The 24,010-nt window shown below is 53.5% G+C and carries 20 protein-coding genes; 10 read left to right on the top strand and 10 right to left on the bottom strand.

Features of this window, described 5'->3' with window-relative positions; all coding sequences use genetic code 11:
* Positions 1-158: 158 nt before the first annotated feature.
* The 4 genes from KIS77_14315 (at position 159) to ddpX (ending at position 6,899) form a co-directional block, all read left to right on the top strand.
* Positions 159-2,789: a T9SS type A sorting domain-containing protein gene (locus KIS77_14315; protein MCW5923514.1), complete on the top strand. Its 2,631-nt coding sequence runs from the start codon at positions 159-161 to the stop codon at positions 2,787-2,789.
* 6 nt (positions 2,790-2,795) lie between these two features.
* Positions 2,796-4,151: a DUF2142 domain-containing protein gene (locus tag KIS77_14310; GenBank protein ID MCW5923513.1), complete on the top strand. Its 1,356-nt coding sequence runs from the start codon at positions 2,796-2,798 to the stop codon at positions 4,149-4,151.
* Positions 4,152-4,361: 210 nt separating this feature from the next.
* Positions 4,362-5,822, top strand: a complete 1,461-nt coding sequence (locus tag KIS77_14305; GenBank protein MCW5923512.1) for a T9SS type A sorting domain-containing protein — start codon at positions 4,362-4,364, stop codon at positions 5,820-5,822.
* 327 nt (positions 5,823-6,149) lie between these two features.
* A complete protein-coding gene (gene ddpX, locus KIS77_14300; protein ID MCW5923511.1) occupies positions 6,150-6,899 on the top strand; it encodes a D-alanyl-D-alanine dipeptidase in 750 nt (249 codons plus the stop codon).
* A 19-nt stretch (positions 6,900-6,918) separates the two neighbouring features.
* Here ddpX and KIS77_14295 read toward each other — a convergent pair whose 3' ends face one another.
* From KIS77_14295 to ftcD, 3 genes are read right to left on the bottom strand one after another with little or no spacing between them, the layout of a single operon-like run.
* A complete protein-coding gene (locus KIS77_14295) occupies positions 6,919-9,273 on the bottom strand; it encodes a TonB-dependent receptor (protein ID MCW5923510.1) in 2,355 nt (784 codons plus the stop codon).
* Between the two features lie 48 nt (positions 9,274-9,321).
* A complete protein-coding gene (locus KIS77_14290) occupies positions 9,322-10,434 on the bottom strand; it encodes an AI-2E family transporter (GenBank protein ID MCW5923509.1) in 1,113 nt (370 codons plus the stop codon).
* A gap of 50 nt (positions 10,435-10,484) precedes the next feature.
* Complete coding sequence (ftcD, locus tag KIS77_14285; GenBank protein ID MCW5923508.1) at positions 10,485-12,170, bottom strand: glutamate formimidoyltransferase; 1,686 nt, start codon at positions 12,168-12,170, stop codon at positions 10,485-10,487.
* A gap of 176 nt (positions 12,171-12,346) precedes the next feature.
* Here ftcD and KIS77_14280 point away from each other — a divergent pair, with 176 nt between their 5' ends.
* Both KIS77_14280 and KIS77_14275 read left to right on the top strand, forming a co-directional pair.
* A complete protein-coding gene (locus tag KIS77_14280) occupies positions 12,347-12,802 on the top strand; it encodes a MarR family transcriptional regulator (GenBank protein ID MCW5923507.1) in 456 nt (151 codons plus the stop codon).
* A 374-nt stretch (positions 12,803-13,176) separates the two neighbouring features.
* Complete coding sequence (locus tag KIS77_14275) at positions 13,177-14,955, top strand: HYR domain-containing protein (GenBank protein MCW5923506.1); 1,779 nt, start codon at positions 13,177-13,179, stop codon at positions 14,953-14,955.
* A 129-nt stretch (positions 14,956-15,084) separates the two neighbouring features.
* On the opposite strand, the gene KIS77_14270 is transcribed toward KIS77_14275, so the two are convergent.
* Both KIS77_14270 and KIS77_14265 read right to left on the bottom strand, forming a co-directional pair.
* Positions 15,085-15,606 carry a hypothetical protein gene (locus KIS77_14270; protein ID MCW5923505.1) on the bottom strand — a complete coding sequence of 174 codons (522 nt, stop codon included), beginning with the start codon at positions 15,604-15,606 and terminating at the stop codon, positions 15,085-15,087.
* A 248-nt stretch (positions 15,607-15,854) separates the two neighbouring features.
* Positions 15,855-16,424, bottom strand: coding sequence for a hypothetical protein (locus KIS77_14265; protein MCW5923504.1), 570 nt, complete (start codon positions 16,422-16,424; stop codon positions 15,855-15,857).
* A gap of 295 nt (positions 16,425-16,719) precedes the next feature.
* On the opposite strand from KIS77_14265, the gene KIS77_14260 reads away from it, so the two are divergent.
* The 4 genes from KIS77_14260 (at position 16,720) to KIS77_14245 (ending at position 19,836) form a co-directional block, all read left to right on the top strand.
* Positions 16,720-18,198, top strand: a complete 1,479-nt coding sequence (locus KIS77_14260) for an efflux RND transporter periplasmic adaptor subunit (GenBank protein ID MCW5923503.1) — start codon at positions 16,720-16,722, stop codon at positions 18,196-18,198.
* 74 nt (positions 18,199-18,272) lie between these two features.
* Positions 18,273-18,758, top strand: coding sequence for a hypothetical protein (locus KIS77_14255; GenBank protein MCW5923502.1), 486 nt, complete (start codon positions 18,273-18,275; stop codon positions 18,756-18,758).
* Positions 18,759-18,786: 28 nt separating this feature from the next.
* Positions 18,787-19,230, top strand: coding sequence for a DinB family protein (locus tag KIS77_14250; GenBank protein MCW5923501.1), 444 nt, complete (start codon positions 18,787-18,789; stop codon positions 19,228-19,230).
* A gap of 132 nt (positions 19,231-19,362) precedes the next feature.
* Complete coding sequence (locus KIS77_14245; protein MCW5923500.1) at positions 19,363-19,836, top strand: nuclear transport factor 2 family protein; 474 nt, start codon at positions 19,363-19,365, stop codon at positions 19,834-19,836.
* Here KIS77_14245 and KIS77_14240 read toward each other — a convergent pair whose 3' ends face one another.
* From KIS77_14240 to KIS77_14220, 5 genes are read right to left on the bottom strand one after another with little or no spacing between them, the layout of a single operon-like run.
* Complete coding sequence (locus tag KIS77_14240) at positions 19,837-21,288, bottom strand: NAD-dependent succinate-semialdehyde dehydrogenase (protein MCW5923499.1); 1,452 nt, start codon at positions 21,286-21,288, stop codon at positions 19,837-19,839.
* A gap of 38 nt (positions 21,289-21,326) precedes the next feature.
* Positions 21,327-21,962 (bottom strand): Uma2 family endonuclease, encoded by a 636-nt coding sequence (locus KIS77_14235; GenBank protein MCW5923498.1) that lies wholly within the window; start codon positions 21,960-21,962, stop codon positions 21,327-21,329.
* A gap of 36 nt (positions 21,963-21,998) precedes the next feature.
* Positions 21,999-22,781 carry a hypothetical protein gene (locus tag KIS77_14230; GenBank protein MCW5923497.1) on the bottom strand — a complete coding sequence of 261 codons (783 nt, stop codon included), beginning with the start codon at positions 22,779-22,781 and terminating at the stop codon, positions 21,999-22,001.
* The gene (locus tag KIS77_14225) at positions 22,771-23,730 is read right to left on the bottom strand and encodes a phosphoribosylaminoimidazolesuccinocarboxamide synthase (protein ID MCW5923496.1); all 960 of its coding nucleotides are present in this window, start codon (positions 23,728-23,730) and stop codon (positions 22,771-22,773) included. Before KIS77_14225 ends, KIS77_14230 begins: the two co-directional genes overlap by 11 nt.
* Before the next feature lie 14 nt (positions 23,731-23,744).
* Positions 23,745-24,005, bottom strand: a complete 261-nt coding sequence (locus KIS77_14220; protein ID MCW5923495.1) for a hypothetical protein — start codon at positions 24,003-24,005, stop codon at positions 23,745-23,747.
* Between the last annotated feature and the right edge of the window lie 5 nt (positions 24,006-24,010).

Here is a 24,010-nt window from a genome sequence, read left to right as displayed (position 1 = left end):
CCGAATGGAACGGCAAAGAAAACACGGCCTCATCAGAAAACACGCCCTGCCCCCGATTTCTTGCGTAGTTTTCGGCCACAAGGCAGCGCCCAGTGGCCGAACCAATTGTCAAACAGCAACACTCAATCACATAGATATTCAATCATTTCTCCGCAACCATGTTCCAACGACAAACCCGCCGCGCATTTCCTGCCAGTTATATTCTCATATTGTCCGCTGCCGTGTTGGCGCTGCTTTATTTTTTGATAAAAGAACTCAACAAAAAACAGGCACCCCAACAGTCTCCCGCACCTGTTGAGCAAAAGGAAGAACGAGAGGCCAAAAAGGATGGGTTGCGCCCAGCCGAGTGGTTTTTTGCGGTACGCGAATATCCAGATTTTCGTCCAGATGTGGGTGTTTATTCGCAAGCCCTGTGTGCGGCGATGCAAGGTGTCGCGTCGCGCAATGGCAATCCCGGCTTTTCAGCGCCGTGGAAGGTGCAAGGGCCCGCCAACATCGGCGCTCGCGTGAACACCATCAAGGTGCATCCCACCAACCCCAACATCATTTATATTGGTTACTCGCAGGGCGGCGTGTGGAAGACGGTCAATGGAGGCCAGACGTGGAACCCCATCTTCGACCAGCAATCTTTTCTCGCCATTGGCGACATCGAACTCGACCCTCAGAACCCCAACACGGTGTTTGTCGGCACGGGCGACCCCAACATCAGCGGCTATCCCTTCATCGGCGACGGCATCTGGAAAAGCACCAACGGCGGTCAGACATGGCAACACATTGGGCTTGAAAATCAGCGCATTGTTTCAAAAATAGCCATACACCCCGCCAATCCGAGCATCATCTATGCCGCGACGATGGGGCTGCCTTTTGAGCGAAACAACCAACGCGGCCTTTACAAAACCACCAACGGCGGACAAACTTGGCAACAGGTCTTGTTCGTATCCGATTCTACGGGCATCATTGACATCGCGGTATCGCCCGACAACCCCGACGTGGTGTACGCCGCTGCGTGGGACCGAATTCGCAACAATCAGGAAAGCCTCGTGAGCGGCCCGAACGCTCGCATCTGGAAAACCACCGACGGCGGGCAAAACTGGGTTGTGCTCACGGGGGGATTGCCGGAAGGCCCCAATAGCCGCATCGGGCTTTCCATAGCCGCCAACAATCCTAACCACCTCGTAGCGGTGTATGTCGGCACCTCGTTGGATATACTTGGCATATATAGAACCACCGACGGTGGCGCGTCTTGGTCGGCGCTCCCGTTGAATGGCCTCAATCCCGGTTTCATGGGAGGCTTTGGTTGGTATTTTGGCAAAATTTTTATCAACCCCTTCAATCCCGACGACATATTTGTGTGCGGCGTGGAGCTCTGGCGCTCCACCGACGGTGGGCAGAATTGGTTTCAGACCACTCCTGACTGGTGGCTTTACGAGGTGCACGCAGATATGCACGACGTGGCTTTTGTCAACGCCAACACTTTTTTGCTCGCCACCGACGGCGGCTTATACCGGAGCAACGACAAAGGATTTTTTTGGGACAAAATCGAGAACATCCCCACGTCTCAATTCTACCGGGTGGCCTACAATCCCTTTGCACCCGACCAGTACTACGGCGGTATGCAGGACAACGGCACTTCGGGAGGCAACGAGAGCTTTGCCACTGACTGGCCCCGCATTTTCGGCGGTGATGGTTTTCAGCCAGTTTTTCATCCCGAAAACCCCAATATCTGTTATGTGGAGACCCAAAACGGCGGCATTTGGGGCAAAACGAGCGCGGGCGGCTTTTTTGAATGGGCGGCATCGGGCATCGAATCAGGCGACCGCCGCCACTGGGATATGCCTTATATGTTGAGCCGACACGACTACGAGGTCATGTACACCGGCACGCAGCGCGTCTATCAAAGCTATGGCCACTTGCCCTCTTGGTATCCAGTTAGCGAAGACTTGACCGATGGCAATATTTTTGGCGCACGCTATCACACCATCAGCACTTTGGATGAAAGCCCGCTTGATGCCGATTTGATTTATGTGGGCACTACCGATGGCAATGTGTGGCGCGGCAACCCCTCCACCCAATCGTGGACGGACATCACTTCGGGTTTGCCCGACCGCTATGTGGCGCGGGTGCGGGCCTCGCCAAATGTATCCACGCGGGTTTATGTGGCACACACCGGCTACAAATCCAATGATTTTTCACCACGCTTGCACCGCTCCGACGATAAAGGCAACACTTGGGTGTCCATTGCGGGCGATTTGCCCAATTTGGCGATAAACTCCGTCATTGTGCTACCCGGTCATCAGGACTCCGTCATTTTTGTCGGCACCGACGGTGGGGTGTATGGCACCCTCGATGGCGGACAGCATTGGGAGCGCTTGGGCGCGGGGATGCCCTTTGTGCCAATATATGACCTTGACTTCAACCCGATAGAGCGCACGCTCATTGCTGGCACCTACGCCCGAAGTATCATGACTTTCCCGCTTGATTCGCTGCAAATCGGCGAAAACGTTTCGACCAATGCTCCCGCTGGCAAAAATCAACCTTCGCTGGTGGCACGCCCCAATCCGAGCAGTGTGCAGACAAATTTGACTTTGGCTCACCTGCCCTCTGGGCAAACGACCGAGGTGTTCGTTGCCGACCTTTCTGGGCGGGTTGTTTGGCAAAAGCAGTTCAAAGGCACGGCTGCCCACAGTGTGCCGTTGGATGTCAATATGTTGAATCCGGGGGTTTATGTTGTTTTTGCCCGAACAGGCGGAAAGGTGTGGGGGCAACAAAAGCTGGTGGTGAATCGCTGACCTGATATGTTTGGCAACATATTGTCTATGCCGGCGGACGCGCTTTTTCTCCGCGTATCGCTTTTGCTGGGCGTTGTCTTCGCAGTGCTCGTGCCGCCTTTTCAGTCGCCCGACGAACCCAACCACTTTTTTCGGGCTTACCAAGTGAGCGAGGGGGTGTTTTTCCCAGAAATACGCGAGCAACGCCTCGGCGGCACGCTTCCGCGCTCGCTGGCTCAGGTGCGCGATTCTTTTTCGTCGCTGAAAATGAATTACAATGCCCGCACAAACCCACGACTGATATGGGAAAGCCTTTCTATTCCACTCAACGCTCAACAGAGGGATTTCCTTGATTTCCCCAATACCGCCATCTATGCCCCGACGGCCTATTTGCCTCAATCAACGGCCATTGCGTTGTCGCGCATGGCGGGGGCATCGCCTTTGCAAATGCTCTATGCCGCTCGGCTGTGCAATCTCTTGCTGTGGGTATTGTTAGTGTGGATTGCCATCCGTGCCACGCCATTTTTGAAAAGCGCGATGCTGGTGCTGGCGCTGTTGCCAGCCTCCATTGTCGTCGCTGCCTCCGCCAGTGCGGACGTGACCACCAACGGCATGAGCTGGTGCTTGATGGCTTGGCTTGTGAGGGGTGTGCGTTTCCCCGCAGCCCTTGCGGCCACGGTTGTCATTTGCGCGAACAAGCTCATTGCTTGGCCTTTGGTGCTGCTCTATTGGTTTCGCTCATGGGGAAAGCGGGTTTTAGCGGGTCTCTCCATCGCGGCCATCGGCCTTGCGGCGGCCCTGCTTTGGGGCAATCTGGCGCAGCAATGGTTCATTCCTTACGATGCGTATCACCCGGGTTTTCGAGATGCCCAAACCCTGAACGAGGGCGTTTCCCCCGCGCGTCAGAAAGCATACATTGCGGAGCACCCATTGCATTTCATCTCGGTGGCAGCAAAATCCTTCGCCCTATCCGCTCCTTCCACCGCCGCGCATTTCGTGGGGAAGTTTGGCTGGGAAAAAAACTATTTGCACCCGGTTTGGATAGTGTTGCTGTGGCTGTCCATCATCCTTGTTTGTGTCTCGGAGCAAAATCCGTTGCGCCCCGTGCAACGGCTTGGGGCCGTTGGCATCGCAGGGCTTTATGTGGCGCTGTTTGCGCTCACCATGTATGTGCTTTGGTGCCCAGTTGGGGCGGCAGAGGTGACCAATTTTCAAGGGCGCTATTTTGTGCCCATAGCACCTGTGGTTGCGCTGGCAGTTGCGCATGCTCGATTAGGGGAAAGCAGGACAATCATATTTGGCTCTGTTTTAGGCATCTTGTTGGCAAGTCATGTCGCTATGGCCATTGAGATATGGTGGAGGTATTATCAAGCGGCAATATAGGTGGGCGATGACCATGCTATCAGAAGAGAGTTTCCTGCCTGATGTCCGTGATTGTATGTGACGGAAAGTTACCCCTTTTCGGCGGCTCGGTGATTTTTTGGGCTTCACGTTTTGCCGGGTTGTCTGTGACTTTGAGGTCAACGGACATTTGTCCCACCTTTTTACAAGCCAGAATTTTTTCCTTTTCGTCAAATCAAACAACTTGTCAAGATGAAACACTATCTCCCTTTGGCAGCGCTGTGGCTGCTTGGCTTGCAACCCGCCTCCACTCAAAACGCCGCCTATCCCGACACCACTTTCACAAATTATTTTCGCCGGGAAAGTGGCTGGACGGCTGGCGATGCCACCCTCAGCATCCCATTGCCAAACAACAAAGTGCTGTGGCTTTTTGGCGACAGCTACATTGACAATTACAACCCGGCTGACACGTCGTTGCCTTGTATGTTTCAAGTGCGCAATGCAGCCATGTTGCAAACGAAGAGCAACCCCAACCAAATGACCACGCTGCTGGACTACTCGCAGTCAGGCATCAACAGGACGCTGTTCAAATTATCGAACAATGAGCTGCCCTACTATTACTTCTGGCCGGGGCATGGCTATGTTCACGGCGATACGGTCTATATTTTTCTGCAACGATACCACACTCCGCAAGGCTCATCGCAAATCAATCATGTAGGCACATATTTGGCCAAGATGCTTCTTCCAAATTTGGAATTGGTGGGCATTTATGCGCTCCCAGCAACGGACGGTATCTTTTTTGGCCGGTGGGTGTTTGTTCCGGTGAATGGCAATTATATTTTTGTTTATGGAAACAAAATACACGATGTGCCTTTCGGCAACGGTACTTTGAAAGTTTGGAAACCTTATGTGGCACGAGTACCCATCAACAACCCAATGGGACCGTGGCAATTTCGCACGTCCAACAGCTGGAGCAACGACCCAGCCCAAGCGGCCCCCATCTCCACCCATGGCGTGTCTCCGGGCTTTAGCGTCTTAAGGCGCGACGGCGACCTCTACCTCATCACCCAACAAAATGGCTACTTGCAATGCGGGTCAGGCAGAGAAATATATTCTATCAAAGGTGGCGCGGCTCCGTGGGAGCCATTCACTTCAAAGCAGACCATCTACGTTGCGCCCGACCAGTACAATGGCCGGTATCTCTTGACCTACAACGCCTACGTTCACCCAAGTTGGAATAGAAAGGAAGGATTGCTCATTTCCTACAATGTCAATGACCACTCCGACACCTCAAAGTATAAAAACTGTCCGTCGCAGTGTTTCTATGGCAACACCAGAAACGCCGACACCTATCGCCCCAAATTTATCCGCCTGCCTTGGTCCGCACTGACTGGCAACGGCCTTGCGCCTTCCAGCAACGGTCATGCTGCGGAAAAAGCCGCCATCGCCCCTGCCCAAACTTTGCAATTGCGCTGTTTCCCCAACCCCGCCTCTGACCATCTGCAAGTGACCTTCGAGCTGCCATCAGCGACCCCCGTTTTTATTGAGGTGCGCAGCCTTACGGGGCAAGTTGTCTATACTGCTCAAACCGTTGAGCAAGTAGCTGGCGAGCACAACGAATCCATCGAACTGGACAGGTGGCCTCCCGGTGTTTACATCTTGCGCGTTCAAGCAGCCGGTCAGGAAGTGGCGCAAAAAATAGTGAAGCAGTAGGCCAGCTACGGAGATTCGCAGGTATGGCATGAACCCCGACGGAAAGGTTTTTTTGGCCACCGCTTTTGTCGGGGTTCATGCCATGTCCAAAAGAGGATGCGTTTGTAGTTTGTAGATTGTAATGACGGTAAGTATCGTTAAAGTCCGTGAGAATTTTACAACTTGCCCGCTGAAACATTGTCCGTCACTGCAATCATTTTTTCTATGAAAAATAAAAACCTGGGAATCCGCCACTACTTGCCATTGGTGCTAAGTTTGTCCGTGATATTAGCCTCCTGCGGCGACGAAAAACCCGTGCCGCCCAGCGCCCCTCCCCTCTCCGCTCCGATGGCCAGCACTTCAAACACTGACACGACGTTGCCACAAAAGAGCGATTCCGTCGTAGCCACCTCTCCTCCGGTTGACAGCTCGCCAATCGCGCTCCCCGAAATAAAGGACAACATCGCGAAGACGCCCGCTGGTGTGGCACCGAGGCACGCCCCGGCACCAGTGCCACATAGCGCCGCTCCCAATCAAGACGAAGCTTCCATCGCCCAAAATGGCTTTGCCGACGTAGCCGCTCTCGACCGAAGCATCGGCATGGATATTCGCTATGCGACAGCCGACAATTTTACCCAGTCAAAAATCTACGATTGCCCGCGCTGTTTGCTCCGCCCGGAAGCGGCAAAGGCACTTGTGAAAGCGCATAAAAACCTGCAAAAGAGAGGATTGGGACTTAAAATGTTCGACTGTTACCGCCCTCGCCCCTATCAGCAGCGCCTCTGGGACAAAGTGCCCAACCCTGACTATGTGACGCCTCCCGCCAAAGGCTCCATGCACTCGCGCGGCGCGGCGGTTGACCTCACCATCGTGGACAAAAATGGCCAGGAACTCGATATGGGCACTCCTTATGATTTTTTTGGAAAGGAGGCACACACCGACAACCTGAGCCTGCCTCCTCAGGTGCTGGCCAATCGGCGCCTGCTCCGCGAGACCCTCGAATCGGTCGGATTCAAAGGCATCCGCACCGAGTGGTGGCATTTCTCATTTAAAGGGCAAAACTATCCACTGGCCGACTATGTGTGGCCCTGTCCATGAGTCCGTTGTTCCTTCATCGCTAATTCATGTTGTAAGTCACGCCAAATCGGAAGAGCCTTCCTTGCTGCGGATTGTAGAGCAAATCGTCAACGGTGCCAGTGGCATCAAGGCCAGAATAGTGCCGATTGAACATATTCTGGAGATGGAAATAGAGCAAAAAGTGGTCGCTGAGGTAAAGACGCATCATCATGTCCCACGAGCGAAAGGTCGGGTGGCGCAATTGGGCGGCGCTCCGCTGGTATTCCTCCTGATAAAGGACGGCTTTGCTGAGCACTGAACGCTGGCGATTGGATGCGAGCATTATCTCCAACTTGTTGAAGGTGAAAAACATTCTGAACTGAACCTGCCATCGCGGCGCATTGAAGACATCGGTGGTGGGTGTGCGTTCCTGCCCCAGCCATTCCTGACCGAGCGCATATTGGAAATACAATTCGGTGCGTCCTCTGATGCGGGTCGTTTTGCGCCCTCTTTCGAGGTCGAAATTCTGGTCTTCGGAAACCAGCATGCCTTGCACGCCCCACATAGAAAGCGACAACCCGGGCGAGTTCTCCCAACCATATCGCCACGGCCCCACGAATCCGGGCTGTTGGCGCAAAACGCCCGGCCGTGCCATCTGATGGACTTTTTCGGAAAAGAACAGCGCTTCAAATCGGAACTCTTCCCTCGATTTTCGCAATCCCACTTCCCAATAGTTGACTTTTTCGGTCGCGCCCAAGCCCTCTGGAGAGATGTTGATGGAGCCATTCAAGTCAATGATAAAATAAGTGTTGCCGCGAGCAAAGAGCGAGGGGCGCCGGTAGCCTGTCGCAAAATTGCCGCGCACCGACCAAGTGCTGTCGAGGCGATAAAGCGCCGCCACACGCGGCACGGGGACAAAGCCAAAGGTGACATCGTAATTAACAGCCGCGCTCCCCAAGAGATAGAAGCGTCTGCTGTTCCATTTTAGTTGAGCAAATCCGCTACCATCAATGGCCGACACGAATGCAGGGGGGAACGGCTGCACCACTGGCGGATTGAAGGAGCCATCAATCTTGAGTTCCACGGGTATGCCGTAATGCGAAACTGCTGGCGACCCACCTGCTCCATTGACCTGAAAGCCCAAATCGAGGAATACCTGCTTGCTGATTTTTGCATTGATGCGCGATTCGAAGCGCAGGTCGAATCCGTTGGCAGTTGTATATCGCTCGTCCGAATTGAGATAGCCATGAATACTTCTCAACACATCGTTCGATACATCGGGCGTAGGCGGCGCTTGTGCTTTGTAGGAAGCCGCGCTCAAGCGGTCGAAAAGAAAAGTGGTGGTGGAGCTGTTGTCCACCCGATAGTAGAGAGCCGAGAGCGTGTTGCGGGTCACCCAGCGTGAACGCGACTGCACGAACCCAAGAGAGAAGGTTTCCAGACGTTCGGCAATGCGATTGGAAGGATTGATGTAGGAGACCGCCAAAGGATTGGTGCCCAGCGCCGTGTGGTCGAATCGCGCCATGCGGTTGTAGTTGAACGAAATACCGCGCCATGTAAGGTTGGCCCCGAACAAGCGGCTTTCGTGGGGCAGATTGGCCGTTTTTGGGAAGTTGCTGCCCGGTTCTGCTGCGCGAAAATTGGGATTGTCCGTGTATAGCGTCGTGTCCAGCCCAAACAGCAGGTAATTGTTCATGTTGTAAAGGTTCTGGTCGTAGAACACATCCGTTTTTTCCCGCACGGTGCTGCTTCCGTAAAGGGTAAACCTGAAAATCTTCTTGTCCTTGCCCAATTTCCCGCCAAACATGAGGTCGAGGCTATTGTAGCCGTTGTTGCCAAAGGAAAGGTCCGCTTGCGTGAACAGCGGGCGCTCCGATTCTTTTAAAATAATGTTGACCACACCCGCGCAAGCTTCGTTGCCGTAGATGACCCCCGCCGGCCCGTACAGCACTTCTATTCGTTCAGCCTGCCGAATAGGGAGTTGCGCCCCAATCGGCATGCCCAACGCAACGCTCGGCTTCACTGGCACGTCGTTGATGAGTATTTTGACATACTGATTGCCCGAAAGCCCGCGCATCAAAAAGGTTTCGCCTTCTTGAGCATTGCCCGGCTGCGACACCCGAACACCTGGCGCGGCACGCATCACATCGCCGAGTGTGACATAGCCATTGCGCAAAATATCGTCAGCGGTGACCACCCACACCGTGAAAGGCAAATCGTCCACCGCTTCCAGCGCTCGCGTGGCAGAAACGGCCCGTGTTTTTTCAAAATCCAAATCGCGGACGACAATATCCTTCACAGTCAGCCGCTCGGGCGCGAGCAGCAGGGTAGAATCGTTTTGAGACACAAGCGCGATGGGCGAAAAAATGGTTGTCGCCCACAAGACGACGGCGGGGAATGAAAGGTATATCTTCACAGCATCGGTGGTTTTGGTTTGCCGCGAAATGTAGTGAGTTTTTGCGTGTCAGGTTTTTTCCTCGCCTTCCAAGTGCTGCGTGAGCCGCTGCACCACCTTGAACTCGCTGAAAAACGTGCGAGCCAACACCCGCAAAACGGTATAGGTGGGGATGCCAATGACCATCCCAATGACCCCCCCCAGCTTGGCGGCCACGAGCGTAACGAGAAAAATCTCCAACGGATGCGCCTGCACGCTTTTGGAAAAAATCATGGGACCGGTGAAGTTGTTGTCCATCAGTTGGGTCAGCATGAAAGCAGCGGCCACTTTGACCAAAAGAGGTATCAACAAGGCGAATTCCAAATCAAGGTGAGAGGAAGTCGTGATGAACAGCCCAAACACCATCCCGATAATCGGCCCAACGTAAGGAATGATATTGAACAGCCCTCCGAACACTCCAATGAGCAGCGCGTTGCTCACACCCAATATCCACAGCAAAATGCTCAACACCACGGAAAAGACGGCCAACTGTATCGCCAAGCCGCCAAAATAGCGCGTCAGCATCGCGCTCGAATCCTCGACGACGTGCTGCACTTTTTGCTCCAGCTCGGTAGGCAAGAGGGTGTGCAACATATTGACAAACAGATTTTTTTCTTTCAAAAAGAAAAACAAAATAAATGTGACCGAGGCGAACGTCACCACCACGCTACCCGCCGTAGTCAGGAACGAGCCAAGAAAATCGCCTAGAAAAGTCGGCTTGAACCAATCGCTCAACAGCTCTTGCAGTTTGGTGGCCAACGACTCGCCGGGCCGCAGCAAACCGATATAATGCAGCTGGATGTCAAGATTCAAAAAGGGGCCTTTCCATTTTTCACCCAAAGCGTTGTAGTCCACGCTGGCCAAGTTGCGAGCCTGCGTCACGATAGTGGGCACGAACATCAGCAAGGCACCGAACAAAATGAGATAAAAGCTAAGGATGGTCAGCAAGGTGGCGCTAATCGGCCCCGCGCTGAAACGACCCACTCTGAGGTATTTTTGATAAAACGCCATGATGGGCTGACCCAACATCGAAAGCACCCAAGCAATCAGGATGTAACCAACGATGTCGGAGAAATACCAACCGATGGCGAGGAAAACCGCTGCGCCGGCCAGCCAAATAAGATTGCGATTGAGGGCACTCATTTTAAAAGAGATATGGGTTTTTGTTTGCGAAGTCGGCAGTTCAAGGGGTTTCACATTCTTCCATGCACGATGGCGATGATGGTCTGCTCCATTTCATCCGCCTCCCTCACCATCCGCTCGCCCTCGGCCACCACCTTGCTGCCATAGTCCTTGTCGTCCAGACCAGCCGAGTTGATTTTCACATTCAGAAAAGCACCGTGTACGGCGGCGCGAGCGCACAAGGCACCCACTCCTGCATCCGTCACGGAATTGGGGTTGCCCGTTTCCGTCATCTGTTTGATGAGGGCAAATGAATCAAAGGAAAGTTGCATCACCTTGAACGGCACTTCGATGGCGCGACGTGTGGCAGCCTGAATAGCCATTTTGCGAGCGGATTTCTCTTCCGGCGTTCCATTGGGCAAACCAAACGCGGCCATAATCGCATTAAAGGCTTCCGTGTCCTCGTCCACCGCGCGCAGCAGCGCATCTTTCAGTTGCTGCCCACGCTCGGCAGCCTCCGAGAACTCCTCCCAGCGGTCGTCCCATCCGCGTTTGTGGCTGCTCAGATTGGCGACCATCGTGGCGAGCGACACGCCCAACGCGCCCACATACGCGCTGACGGAGCCGCCACCCGGTGCGGGGCTTTCGCTGGCGGTCTCATCGGCAAAAGCAGCCAAGTCCTTCCTCACCAATTTTTTGGAGGCGCTCGGGTTGCCCGCTTCAAGGTTGTATTCTATGATTTTGCGCTGTGGGTCAAAGGCCGTCAGTTCGTCCAAGCCCATGGACTTGACCGCGATTTTGACTAGTTCGGCCTCGCTCACCCCCACGCTGCGTTTTTGTTTTTTCAAAAAATAACGGCCTGCGTCCAACATCACGTTGAGTGGCACAAGGCCGACGAGCTCCGACCCCGTGACGCGCATCCCGCGTCGGTCGGCGCTTTTGCAACACTCCTCAAACGCCAAATGCAACGGCGTGGCGCGGATGTCCGTGATATTCATGGAAATCTGGGCGATGCCATATTCCTCGATGTACCAACCGATGGCCTTCACCCCTTTCAAAGTGCCCGGCTCGCGTACTGGCTCGCCATTGGCATCTTTCAAGGGCTTTCCAGTGGAAGGGTCGTTCTTCACGCGGCCTTTTTCGCGCACATCGAAAGCCACCGAGTTGGCACGGCGCACGGAAGTAGTGTTGAGATTTACGTTGTAAGCAATTAAAAAATCGCGGGCACCGATGACCGTAGCGCCGCTCTTGGCATTGAACTGAGCCGGGCCATAGTCAGGCCTCCAATCTGGGTTTGCCAATTTTTCCGGCAATCCCTCATACTCGCCCGCCCGAACGACGGCCAAATTCTTTCTCTCCGGGCGACTCGCAGCAGATTCATAGAGGTAAATCGGCAGATTGAGCTCGCGCCCCACGCGCTCGCCAAGCCGCCGCGCCCAAGCCGCCGTTTCTTCCATACTGATATTGGCAATGGGAATCAGTGGGCAAACATCGGTGGCACCCATGCGCGGGTGCTCGCCAGTATGCTTGCTCATGTCTATCAATTCGCACGCTTTTTGAATGGCTCTAAAAGCCGCTTCAACTACCGGCTCCGGCTCACCCACAAACGTGACGACTGTGCGATGCGTGGCTTTGCCGGGGTCAACATCCAACAGTTTCACGCCTTCGACGCTCTCAATGGCATCGGTGATTTGTTTGACAACGGTCAGGTCGCGCCCTTCCGAAAAATTGGGCACACATTCGATGAGTTGCTTCATGCAGCAGTGACTGGATTTTATTTGTTTTAGGCGGTAAAGGTAAAAACACAGGCGGAGCCCGAAGGCTGAATTTCAATGAGCTGCTCTTGTGGAGAGGGGCAACCACCACCACGAAATAAAAATCTGAACCGAATAGAAGAATTTTCGTTTAATGTCAAAACATCTAAGTTTGCATCATGAAGTTGGAAGCCGAACTCAAAAGTACCAAGCCTATGCAACCACGCCAGCGGGCTATGCTCAATATCATGTTTACCGCCAGCTGGCTTGATTGCAACATATCCCGCCAGTTGCGCCCTTATGGACTCACAGGGCCCCAATACAACATACTGCGCATCCTCAACGGAAGCTATCCCAAAGGACTTTCCGTGCTCGACATCAAAAGCCGGATGATTGACCGGAGTAGCAATGTAAGTCGTTTGGTGGAGAAGCTCCGAATCAGCGGTTTGGTAGAACGAGTGCCACACGCCGAAGACCGCCGCATGGTCATCGTCAGCATCTCCGAGGCAGGCAAAAAAATGCTTGCAGAAATAGAGCAAGCGCGTTTCATGGATGGTCATGGCATGTTGGGCAACAAACTCACAGAGGCAGAAGCACTCGAGCTTTCCTACTTGCTCGACAAGTTTAGGGAATAACGACGTGCATTTAGTCGCTTCTTCAAAAAAGGAGACACGCGGGGCGGAAAGTCCCCGAATGTCTCCTTTTCTTTTTGCCAAAACAGCGCCCGGCGAATGACGTAGGCATGAGAAGGCGAATTTTAGCCACTTCAGCAGAAGCAGTAAAAACGCAAGCTACCCGACACACTCCTTCTTTTTCAAATACGCTTCGAGAGAGCGCATTATTTTTGCTAACGTTTTAATCCTCCCCCTGCCGGAGTTGTGTATCCTCCCTACCCGAATTTTCCGGCTCGTATTTTCCTTCATAATTCCATCCTGCGGCCTCCGCTTCGTGTGTTCTCCAAAGACCATGAGTGTTTTCTATCGTTAACCGAAAATTCGATTTTGCAAAGATGAAGCAACGAACACTTTCTTCCTTGGCTGCGATTTTGTTCAGCCTATCCGCGATGGTCGTGACCATTGCAATGACACCCTCCGCGCTGAATGCCGGCACCATTACCGGCTTCGTGTGGAAGGACCTAAACACCAACGGCATTCAAGACCCAGGCGAACCCGGCATGGAGGACATCTGGGTGCTCCTGCTCGACGCGGGCGGCAACCAATTGGACGGTCGCCTCACCGATGCCAATGGCATCTACACATTCAATAACGTGCCAGCAGGTACCTACATCCTGCGCTTTTCCAACCCCGGAGGAATCTGGCAGACACCGCAGAACCAAGGCAACGACGATTCGATAGATAGCGATGCCGACCCCTTGGGCTACACCGACGTTTTCACCATCGCGCAAGGTCAAGTCGTCAAACTCGACGCGGGATTCACATCGGAGCCACAAGGCTGCTTCACCCCCGTCACCATCACCGTGTCGGCTATCGAATGTAACGACAACGGCACCCCCGACCCCGACGACGATACTTTTACCTTTGCTATCACCGCCAGTGGAGGCACCGGGCCTTGGGGCTGGGATTTGTTGCCTGACTTGATGATGGTGCCCTACGACACGGCCATCACGTTTGGCCCATTCCAAATTGTCAACGGAGCCATCACACTGACCATTGTTGACCACGACAACCCCGATTGCATTGCCACCGTGACGGTGAGTCCGCCAGCACCCTGCTCTTCACCCACCCCACCCTCTGGCGACACCTTGGTCATCAATTGCCCGCCAGACCTTACCACCATAGCGACTGGCTCCACTGGCGCGAACGTCACTTTTAACGCGCCCGTAGCCACCACGACTTGCCCGAGCGGTGCCACCGTGACACAAATCTCTGGCCCGACAAGCGGCAGCCAGTTCCCGGTAGGCACCACCGAAGTGTGCTTCGCTGCCACCGACACTTGCGGCAACGCGGACACTTGCTGCTTCAAGGTGATTGTGAATACAGCCCCACCCACACCCACCAATTGCGACGAAAAAATCATCGGCTGCATCAAGTACGAGTTGCTCGACATCACACTCGACGCGAACAAAAACCGTACATATCGCATCCGAGTGACCAATAACTGCGCGAGCAAAATGGTTTACACGGCCTTCCAGCTGCCCAATGGCATCGTGGCCAAAGCCCCAGCCAACAATTCTATCTACACCGCTCCCAGCGGGCGCGAGTACGCGGTGCGCAACCCGAACTTCTCGCCGTTCTATTCCATCCGATTCATGTCGAGTGGCCCCGACAGCATCAGCAACGGCCAGTCGGACATTTTTTCCTACACCCTGCCGCCGCAAATCGCGCCTGACTACATTCACGTCATCGTGCGGGTCACGCCAAAAGTATTCTACGAAGCGCACCTCAACACCTTCGACTGTGTGCCCATCGTGAACGCCACCAGCCCCGGCCAAGTGGATAAGCAGCACTATGCCGATGCCACCCAATTGGACGACGGCGCAGAGGCGCAGAACGATGCGACACAGGCCTCGCCCGACGCTCCGCTCAAGGTGTACCCCAACCCTTCGGCAGGTTCACTCTCGGTTGACTTGACGCCATGGAAAGGCCAGTCCGTCAAAGTGTTGCTTATGAATGGTCAGGGCAACGCCATCAGCATACTCAACACTGAGGCCAACAATGCGCCATTCTCCTTCGATGTTGCCGGCGATTTGCCTAAGGGACTCTATTTCATCCAAGTTGTTCCCTCGCAAGGCAATCGGAAGGTGCAGCAATTTATTTTGCAGCGTTGAGCAAAGCAGCATCTTGTTTCTCAATAGAGAAAAGCCATCCCGGCGTTCGGGGTGGCTTTTTTTGTTGGGCAAAAAAATAAGCCATGCTGTAAGGCATGGCTCATCCGTGGAGTTTTCTCAGAGTACGAGTTAATCAAGAGCTGCGATATCGTTGGTAGGCAAAGGCCGTGCCGAATGTTTGTATTTGACCTTTAAAATCGTGATGGCGTTTTCGTCGTCCACATGCAAGTTGTCGCCCAACAAAAACTGATAGGTGCCGGACTTGGTGAACACGGGTTTGTTTTCGAGTATCCCGTAGGTATATGGGTCGGCTTTGAAGGTAGCGGTGTTTATTGTGAGCATCTTCATCGTTTCAAACCGTTCGCTGCTCACAAAGGGCTTGAGTTTTCCCGCGCCCTCTTCCTTGGGAAAAACGACGTAGAAGAAGCGCCCATTGGGGTCAATGATGCCAAGGTATCGCGGGTTGGGTGCCTTGAAATAGAGCTTCAAAAGCTCGCCTTTGTATATCACGGCGGAGCTTGCCCACATTTTTGGGGCTGAATCGACAACGGGGGTTTCTGGCAAAATTAGCGGGCTGGGAGCCATCTTGTCGAGACTCATGGCTGCCGAAAAAAGCAAGCCAGCAGCGGGGAGCACATGGATTAACTTCATAAAACCAGTTTGAAAGATGAATAATCGGTTTGAAAGCAAGTTGGCGACTGCTCAAAAATTTGTTGAATTCGCCCAAGCGCGATATTTTCAATTTTAGTTAAAAATATCATGCCAAATTTGCAAACGGGCGAAAGGTTTTTCTCATTGCCCAAAATGGGTAGAAAAATCATGCTGGCGCTGGCATTTGGCACAAAAAAAGGCCGCTCCTCGGTTGAGAGTGGAGCAGCCTTTTCTCCTCACGCAAATTATTATTGGATAACCACATTCTCTGCTTTAATCAGCAAAAGCCCACCTGTAACAATTTGGCCTTTGCTCGATGATTTTGTTTTCATTTCACATTTGCTGCATCCCGCATCCGTCACACAAGTAGCATTCAGGTTATTGCCTTGTAGCGTGAACGACACGCTGCATGATGTTCCGCCCATTTTGCAATCGCACCAGATGGTGATTGTATTGCCGTTTCGAGCAGTGCTTGGATTGTCGAAAGAAACCAACCAATACTTTAAGGTGTCTCCTTCGATACTTACTTCTCCGCTGCCATCTCCACCAGAGAAAGTCGAGGTGGAAATTTCCGCGAGTGGCGCCATCACCTGAAAGAGCTCTTTGTCCGTTTCGATGCTGGCGGTTTCGCTTCGGGCAATCGTAGCGACGCCATTCGAATTAAATCGAACGGCTAAGACAGATGTAGCATCCGAACTGCCCGCCTTCTTTGAGCGGTACACATAATCTACCTCTGGCTGGTAATAGGACTGGGCAAAAGTCTGTTGGCACACAAACAGGTAGATTGACAGAACTGTGAAGAACAATTCCTTTTTCATTGGCGAGAAGTTTTGATTTAGTGCCTACGTTGACGCTTTCGGCATTTGCGCTCTACTTATTTAAAGGCATTTCGAGTACCTCCTTTTTTAAGAACGCTTTTTTTTTTTTTGCCTTATTCTTCATTCAGCGAATTTTATAGGCAAAACCCTGTCGTGTTAATTGTGTCTCCCGTTTTTATCGAATTTCATCTGCCTTTTTAGGCCATTTATCCAACTATTTTCCCGGCAGGCGTATCACTTGGTAATCTTGCCCCGTTCATCGTCAGGATTCTTTCAGAAAAACAGTATTTTGAAAATGGCAACTACAACGCCTAAACGAAAAAGAACTCTTTTGTACGCCCTGTTGGGTTTATTTGCATTGCTCGTCGTGGCGGCAGCCATCAAGGCTCGTTCCAAACCCAAAGGCGAGGAAGTGACCGTCGAGAAAGTGCAACGCCGCACCATTCGAGAGACCGTGAGCGCCAGCGGGAAAATTTTTCCCGAAACCGAGGTGAAAATCAGCTCGGACGTGTCGGGAGAAATCACGGAGCTTTATGTGCGCGAGGGCGATTCGGTGGTGGCCGGGCAGATATTGGCCAAAATTCGCCCCGACGAATACCAGAGCGCCGTGGAGCAGGGGCAAGCTTCGCTCAACACAGCGCGCGCGCAGCGCGAAATATCTTCTGCCAATGTGAAAACCAGCACCGCTCAAATAGAACAATTCAGGGCAGACGTGCAGCGTGCCAAAACGCAGATGGAGGCCGCACGCAATGCCCATCAGCGCAATGAAAAATTGCATCGAGAAGGTGTGATATCAACCGCCGAATTTGAAACCTCGCTCAGCAATCTTCGCGCCGCCGAAAGCGCCGTGGCCGCTGCCGATGCAAGTCTCAAGTCTGCCGAAAACAACCTCGCCAATGCACGCGAAAACGTCCGTGTCTCTGATTTTGGCATAACGAGTGCGGGTGCTCGGTTGCGCGAGCTGCGCACAAGCCTGCAAAAAACCATCATCACCGCTCCGGTGAACGGCATTGTCAGCAAACTCAATGTGGAAAAAGGGGAGCGAGTGGTGGGCACCCTGCAAATGGCTGGCACCGAGATGATGCGCATCGCCAACCTTACTTCGATGGAAGTACAGGTGGATGTGAGCGAAAATGACATCTTGAAGGTGAATCTGAACGACGAAACCGACATAGAGGTGGATGCCTATCTGGGTCGTGTTTTCAAAGGGCGGGTATCCGAAATCGCCAATAGCGCGAGCAATGTGAGCACCTCCGCCATCAGCCTAAACACCGACCAAGTGACCAATTTTGTGGTAAAAATTAGGGTTGACCCCGCCTCGTACTCCGATTTGATGGGGCAAGGGCGCTTGCACCCTTTCCGGCCCGGTATGTCGGCCTCGGTCGAGATATACACCAAAACCGCCGACAGCACGCTCAGCGTGCCCCTCATTGCAGTCACCACGCGCGAGGATGAGGACAAGGACAAAAAAAACAAGGTTCAAAAAGCGGAGGAGGTCAAAGAGACAAGCAAAAAAGATTTGAGCAAAATCCGTGAAATCGTCTTTGTTATGTCCGCCGACACGGTAGCGGCCCGCGAGGTGAAAACGGGCATTCAGGACAACGATTACATCGAAATACTGACGGGTCTTCAAGAAGGCGAATTAGTGGTGAGTGGCCCCTATTCGGCTATTGCCCGCAAGCTCAAAGCGGGAAGCCATGTCACCATTGCCGACAAGGAAAAGGAAAAAGGCAAGGAGAAAGAGAAAAAAGGGGCAAAAGTTGAAATGGATTGAGTTGTCGTTCGCAAGCACTTTATAGCCTACCTTTGCCGCGCATCGAATCGTGTTTCGGTGCGCGGCAATTTTTTATGGAAAATCAAGAAACGCTCCCTCCCGATACCGCGAATCTGCACAAAAACGGTCGTCCCAAAACGACCATGCTTTCCACCAGCACCACCCTTTTCTGGCGGGTGTTCGTGCCCATATTTGGCACGGTGTTTCTGCTGGGCTTTGTGCTCGCCTTTTGGCTGATGGACGAGGATGATTTATACCTTTCTTTTCCCCTTCTTTGGATTCGACTCTTTTTCCTCCTGCTGCTGCTTGGCTGGCTGTGGATGCTGAGCCGTACTCTTTGGCGATTGAAGCGGGTGGATGCCGACGATACGCATCTCTATGTGAGCAACTATTGGGTCACTGTCCGCTACCCTTGGCAGGATGTGGAGCGCATTGAGGAAAAAAAGCGAATGGGTCGTCGTGTGGTCAATTTTTGCCTGAGAGCGCCCGGTCGTTTTGGTCAAATAATATCTTTTTTGCCCAGCTCATTCTTCGATGAGTGGATGAAAAACAAAAAGTGATTGTTTTCAAAGCCAAAAGAACACAGCCATGCAAACTCAAGCCCTCTTGGACTTTTTTCTACGCGACTTGGATAAGTTGGTGGCGGAGGTAGAGGCGATGCCAACAGAGGAAAGCCTTTGGCGCGTGGGTGGCGACGTGAAAAACCCGGTAGGCACCCTTGCCCTGCACATAGCAGGCAATCTCCAGCATTTTATCGGCGCCATCATGGGCGACACGGGTTATGTGCGCGCTCGTGCTCAGGAGTTTTCGGCAAGAGACGTAGCCCGGAGGGATATTGTGGCGGCGCTTGCCACGGCGCGAGATGTCTTGAAATCCGTGTTGGGAAAAATGCAGGATGCACAACTTGACGAACCGTATCCCGCCGAGCATTTTGGGGAAAATCGCACCACTTTTTTCGCGCTGCTGACACTTTTGACCCACCTGAACTACCATTTAGGTCAGGTCAACTATTTGCGGCGACTCTTTGCCTGAGGAACGTTGAGAACACGCATTGATTTTCCAAGATTTAATTTGATGCTCATGATTGCTCTCCCTGATTTTGAATGAATCACCTTATGCACTGAAAGCTTGACGACACGAAGTATAAAACACCCTCCTCCTGACATGAACGAACAACTGATCCGCCATTTCTACGAAAGTTTTCAGCGCAAGGACTACCGCGACATGGCGGCTTGCTACCACCCCGACGCGACGTTCCGCGACGAAGCGTTCGGCCTGAAAAACGGCAAAGAAATCGCCGCGATGTGGCACATGCTCTGCGAAGCGGGCAAAGATTTGCGCGTGGAATTTTCCAGCGTTCAGGCCAATGAAAATTCGGGCCGGGCACATTGGGAAGCTTGGTACACTTTTTCGCGCACGGGCCGACGAGTACACAATGTCATAGAAGCGCGGTTCGAGTTTCTGGAGGGCAAAATCATTCGCCACGAGGATAGTTTCTCTTTCTGGCGCTGGTCGCGGCAATCGCTCGGCGCGACGGGTTTGCTGCTCGGCTGGTCGGGATTTTTAAAAAACAAAGTCCGCTCGACGGCGATGAGCGGACTTTGGAAATTTATCGAAAAACATCCTGAATACCAGTAGTCACATCCCTCCCAAACACACATACTTCACTTCCAAAAACTCCTCCAACCCATACTTCGAGCCTTCACGCCCGATACCGCTTTCTTTCATGCCGCCAAATGGCGCGACGGTGGTAGCGACGAGGCCAGTGTTCACGCCCACCATGCCGTAGTCCAGCGCCTCCGCTACGCGAAATACCCGCCCAATGTCGCGCCCATAGAAATAGGCAGCGAGGCCGTAGGGTGTATCGTTCGCCATTTCGATTACTTCATTCTCGGTCTCAAAACGAGTGACGGGGGCAACGGGGCCGAAAATTTCCTCGTGCATGATGTCCATGCGGTCATCCACGTCGGCAAGGATGGTGGGTTCGTAAAAAGTGCCTTGCATCGCATGGCCACCCGTGAGCAGTCGCGCGCCTTTCCGGGAGGCATCGCCTACCAATCGGGCGACTTTTTCCAGTGCTTCGTCATTGATAAGCGGGCCGATTTGCACGCCTTGTTCGGTGCCGGGTCCGACTTTTTGTTTTTGCACGGCGATGGTGAATTTTTCCAAAAATGCCTCGTAAACGGCGGTTTGCACAAAAAGACGATTGGCACACACGCAGGTCTGACCGGCATTCCGGTATTTGGAAGCGATGGCTCCTTCGACCGCCGCGTCCAAGTCGGCATCGTCGAACACGATGAAGGGCGCGTTGCCGCCGAGCTCGAGTGAGATTTTTTTCACAGTATCTGCGCATTGGCGCATCAGGAGCTTGCCTACTTCGGTGCTGCCGGTGAAGGAAAGTTTTCGCACGACGGGGCTGTCGGTCAGCTCTTTGCCGATGGCTGGGGCATCGAGGCCAGTCACGATATTCAGCACGCCTGCGGGGAGGCCTGCGCGTTGGGCGAGTTCGGCCAAGGCCAAAGCAGAGAGCGGCGTTTCTTCCGAAGGTTTCAGGACGACGGTGCAGCCTGCTGCCAGCGCGGGTGCTACTTTCCTCGTAATCATGGCGTTCGGAAAATTCCAAGGAGTAATGGCGGCCACCACGCCGACGGGTTGTTTCGTCACCAGCAACCTCATTCCCGCCTGATGTGGCGGGATGACATCGCCGTAGGCGCGTTTGCCTTCTTCGGCAAACCACTCGATGAACGTGGCGCCATAGCGGATTTCGCCGCGTGCCTCGGCGAGGGGCTTGCCCTGTTCGAGAGTGAGCAGGAAGCCGAGGTCGTCGGCGTGTTCGAGAATGAGCTCGTACCAGCGGCGCAGGATGTGGGCGCGGGATGTGGCGGTTTTGGCGCGCCATGCGGGCAGGGCTGCTTCGGCGGCGGCGATGGCGCGGCGGGTTTCGTCGGCACCCAAGTCGGCGACCTGCGCCAGCGCTTCGCCTGTGGCGGGGTTCGTGACTGGGAAGGTTTTGCCAGAGTCGGCGGCGCTCCATTGGCCGTTGATGAAAGCTTCGCGGCGGAGCAGGGAGGAGTCTTTTAAAAAGGACATGGAAAAAATAGGTTGCGGTTTGAGGGTTTGTGGAGGGGTCAAATCTTTCTTTTCATCGCTTCCAGTGGCAGCTCAAAACCGGGCAGCAGGTCTTCGCCGGAAAGTTTTTTGCCATCAAAGCCTTCCACGATTTCCACTTGATGACCTTGCTGGTGGATGTATGCTTTTTCTTCATAGGGGTCAATAAGCCAAGCAAGGCGAACGCCATTGTCCATCCAAGTTTCGGTCATTTTTTGTTGAGTTTTTTTCAAGCGGTCGGTGGCTGAGCGAACTTTGGCGACGAAATCGGGAGCAGTTTGAATAAAATCTTCTTCTGAGGCCGGGTCGGAGGCAGGTTTTTCATCGGAAAGCCAAGCGGCATCGGCTGCTTTGGAAGAGCCGTCCGGCAAATCGAAGCCAGCCGAGGGGCCGAACCATTCTCCCAAATGCGTTTTTTCATGCCAAGGGGCAAGCAGCCCAGATAGACGGGACTCCCTTCTGCCGGAACCTTTTTTTACTGGAGGCATAATTAAGACTTTTCCATCGGCCTCACGCTCCATCCGAAGGTCGGGGAAGCGTTCGGCCAACAAAGCAAATTGCTCTTTGCGCATCGGCTCGTCGAATGAAATAGCGCCTAATCTGATGACGGCCTCTTCCGGCGAGAGTGTTTCTTTATCCAAAAATTCTGCTACCATGTCCTTGCAGTTTGCTCCTGCAAAATAAGGTGTTTTTCAGTTCATCTCAAACCGCCGCACTTGCGGCGGCTCGGTGTCGAAGCCGGGGCGGACGAATTTTTGCCAATCGGGGAAAAGTTGTTCCACACGTTTGCGCAAGCGGCTAAGTTGCACGAGCATATCGAGGATTTCGTCGGCTTTTTCTGGCCACTGCTTGCGCAGGATTTCCCACGCGCCGAGGCTGCGCTCTATGGTGATGATGGTGATTTTGGCGCTGCCGTTGGCATCGCTTTGGTGAGGCGGGTCGCCCCAGATGTCGGTGTCGTGCATGTTGTCCATGCCTGATATGGCGCGGCGGGCTTTGACGCTGATAAGGGAGGCGTATTGTAAAATGATTTCGATGGCCTCTTGGAGGCTGTTCAACTCGTCGAAGTCAATGGGTAGGTCCATGTCGTTGCGACGCTGTATGTCCACGCCTTTTTCTTCAAAAAACGCTTTGTTGTTTTTGAAGAAGGCATCTACGGCATTGAGATAGCGCGTTCCTTGCTCCCACATTTCTTCTTCCAACTTTTCGATGTTTGGGTCTGTTTCGGGTTCGGGCTGATTGGTGATTTCTTCTGGGTCGAGGCCTGCCTCCCGAATCATTTCGTCCAACATTCGCAGCGCCTCGTTGAAGCTGTCGCTGATTTCTTGCCACACTTCTTCGTCGGTCATGGGCGCGTCGCGTTGCCAGCGCCTCAGTTCGGCGGCACCGACGGCACAGCGCTCGATGAAAACGCAACGCTCGCACCAACGGTCGCACCAGTTGTGGATGGCGGGTATCATTTTTTCAGATTTCATGTGCGAGTCGAATTTGTTCCAGTGCTTTTAAGATGTTGCGCTCGATTCTCGCTGGGGCATCGTCCGACGTGTCTTTTTCGAAGGGCCTTCCTGTTACTTTTTCAAACAGCTCAATGTAGCGGTCGGTGATTTCTTGCACAAAAGCATCGGGCATGACGGGCATTTGCTGGCCTTCTTTTCCTTGAAACCCCGCGGCGATGAGCCATTCGCGCACGAATTCTTTGCTTAGCTGCCGCTGCTTTTCGCCTTTGGCCTGGCGCTCGGCGTAGCCATCGGCGTAAAAATAGCGCGAGCTGTCTGGCGTGTGTATTTCGTCCATCAGTACGATTTGGCCGTCGTTTTTGCCGAATTCATACTTGGTATCCACGAGAACCAGCCCTTGCGCGGCGGCCATTTCGGTGCCGCGCCGAAAAAGCGCCCGTGTGTAGGCTTCCATTTGCTCATAGTCTTCTTTTTTGACCAAGCCGCGTTTCAGGATTTCTTCCCTTGAAATGTCCTCGTCGTGGCCTTCGTCGGCCTTGGTGGTAGGTGTGATGATGGGTTCGGGGAAAGGGTCGTTTTCGCGCAAGCCGTCGGGCAGGCGAACGCCGCAGAGCTCGCGCAGGCCAGCGGCGTAAGTGCGTGCCGCATGGCCGGCCAGATAGCCCCGAATGACCATCTCCACGCGCACGGGTTCGCATCGGTGGCCGATGGCGACATTTGGGTCGGGCGTGGCGACGAGCCAATTGGGGCAGATGTCGCGGGTGGCATTGAGAAAGTGGGCGGCGATTTGGTTGAGCACGGCGCCTTTGTAGGGGATGGGGCGTGGCAGGATGTGGTCGAAAGCCGAGATGCGGTCGCTGGCGACCATCACGAGCAGGTTGCCGAGGGTATAGACGTCGCGGACTTTGCCTCTGTAGAAGGCTGTTTGGCCGGGGAGTCGAAAGTTTGTTTCGTGGATGGCAGTCATGGGTGCGAAGGTACTCATGCTAATTTCTCCAGTAGCCACTCTCTGGCGACAATTTCTGGGGTGTTTCTGATTTCTGCTATCAATTTGGCGCGTTTGGGGCTTTTGGCTTGCCAAGCGTATTTGATGACTTTATCGAGTTTTTTCAAAAAATTGTAGTAGCGGTTCTTGGTTTCCCGGCTGAGCTTGGAACGTCGGATTTTTTGGCCGAGCGCCTTTATGCGGGAGTCGAGGATGGGTTTGCAGCAATCATTTACAAGCGCGAAGTATTCCAACACACAAG

The sequence above is a fragment of the Saprospiraceae bacterium genome (genome assembly GCA_026129545.1).
GTDB lineage: Bacteria > Bacteroidota > Bacteroidia > Chitinophagales > Saprospiraceae > M3007.
The sequence above is the reverse complement of the archived record's forward strand: the minus strand, read 5'-3'. Positions and strand labels throughout refer to the sequence as shown.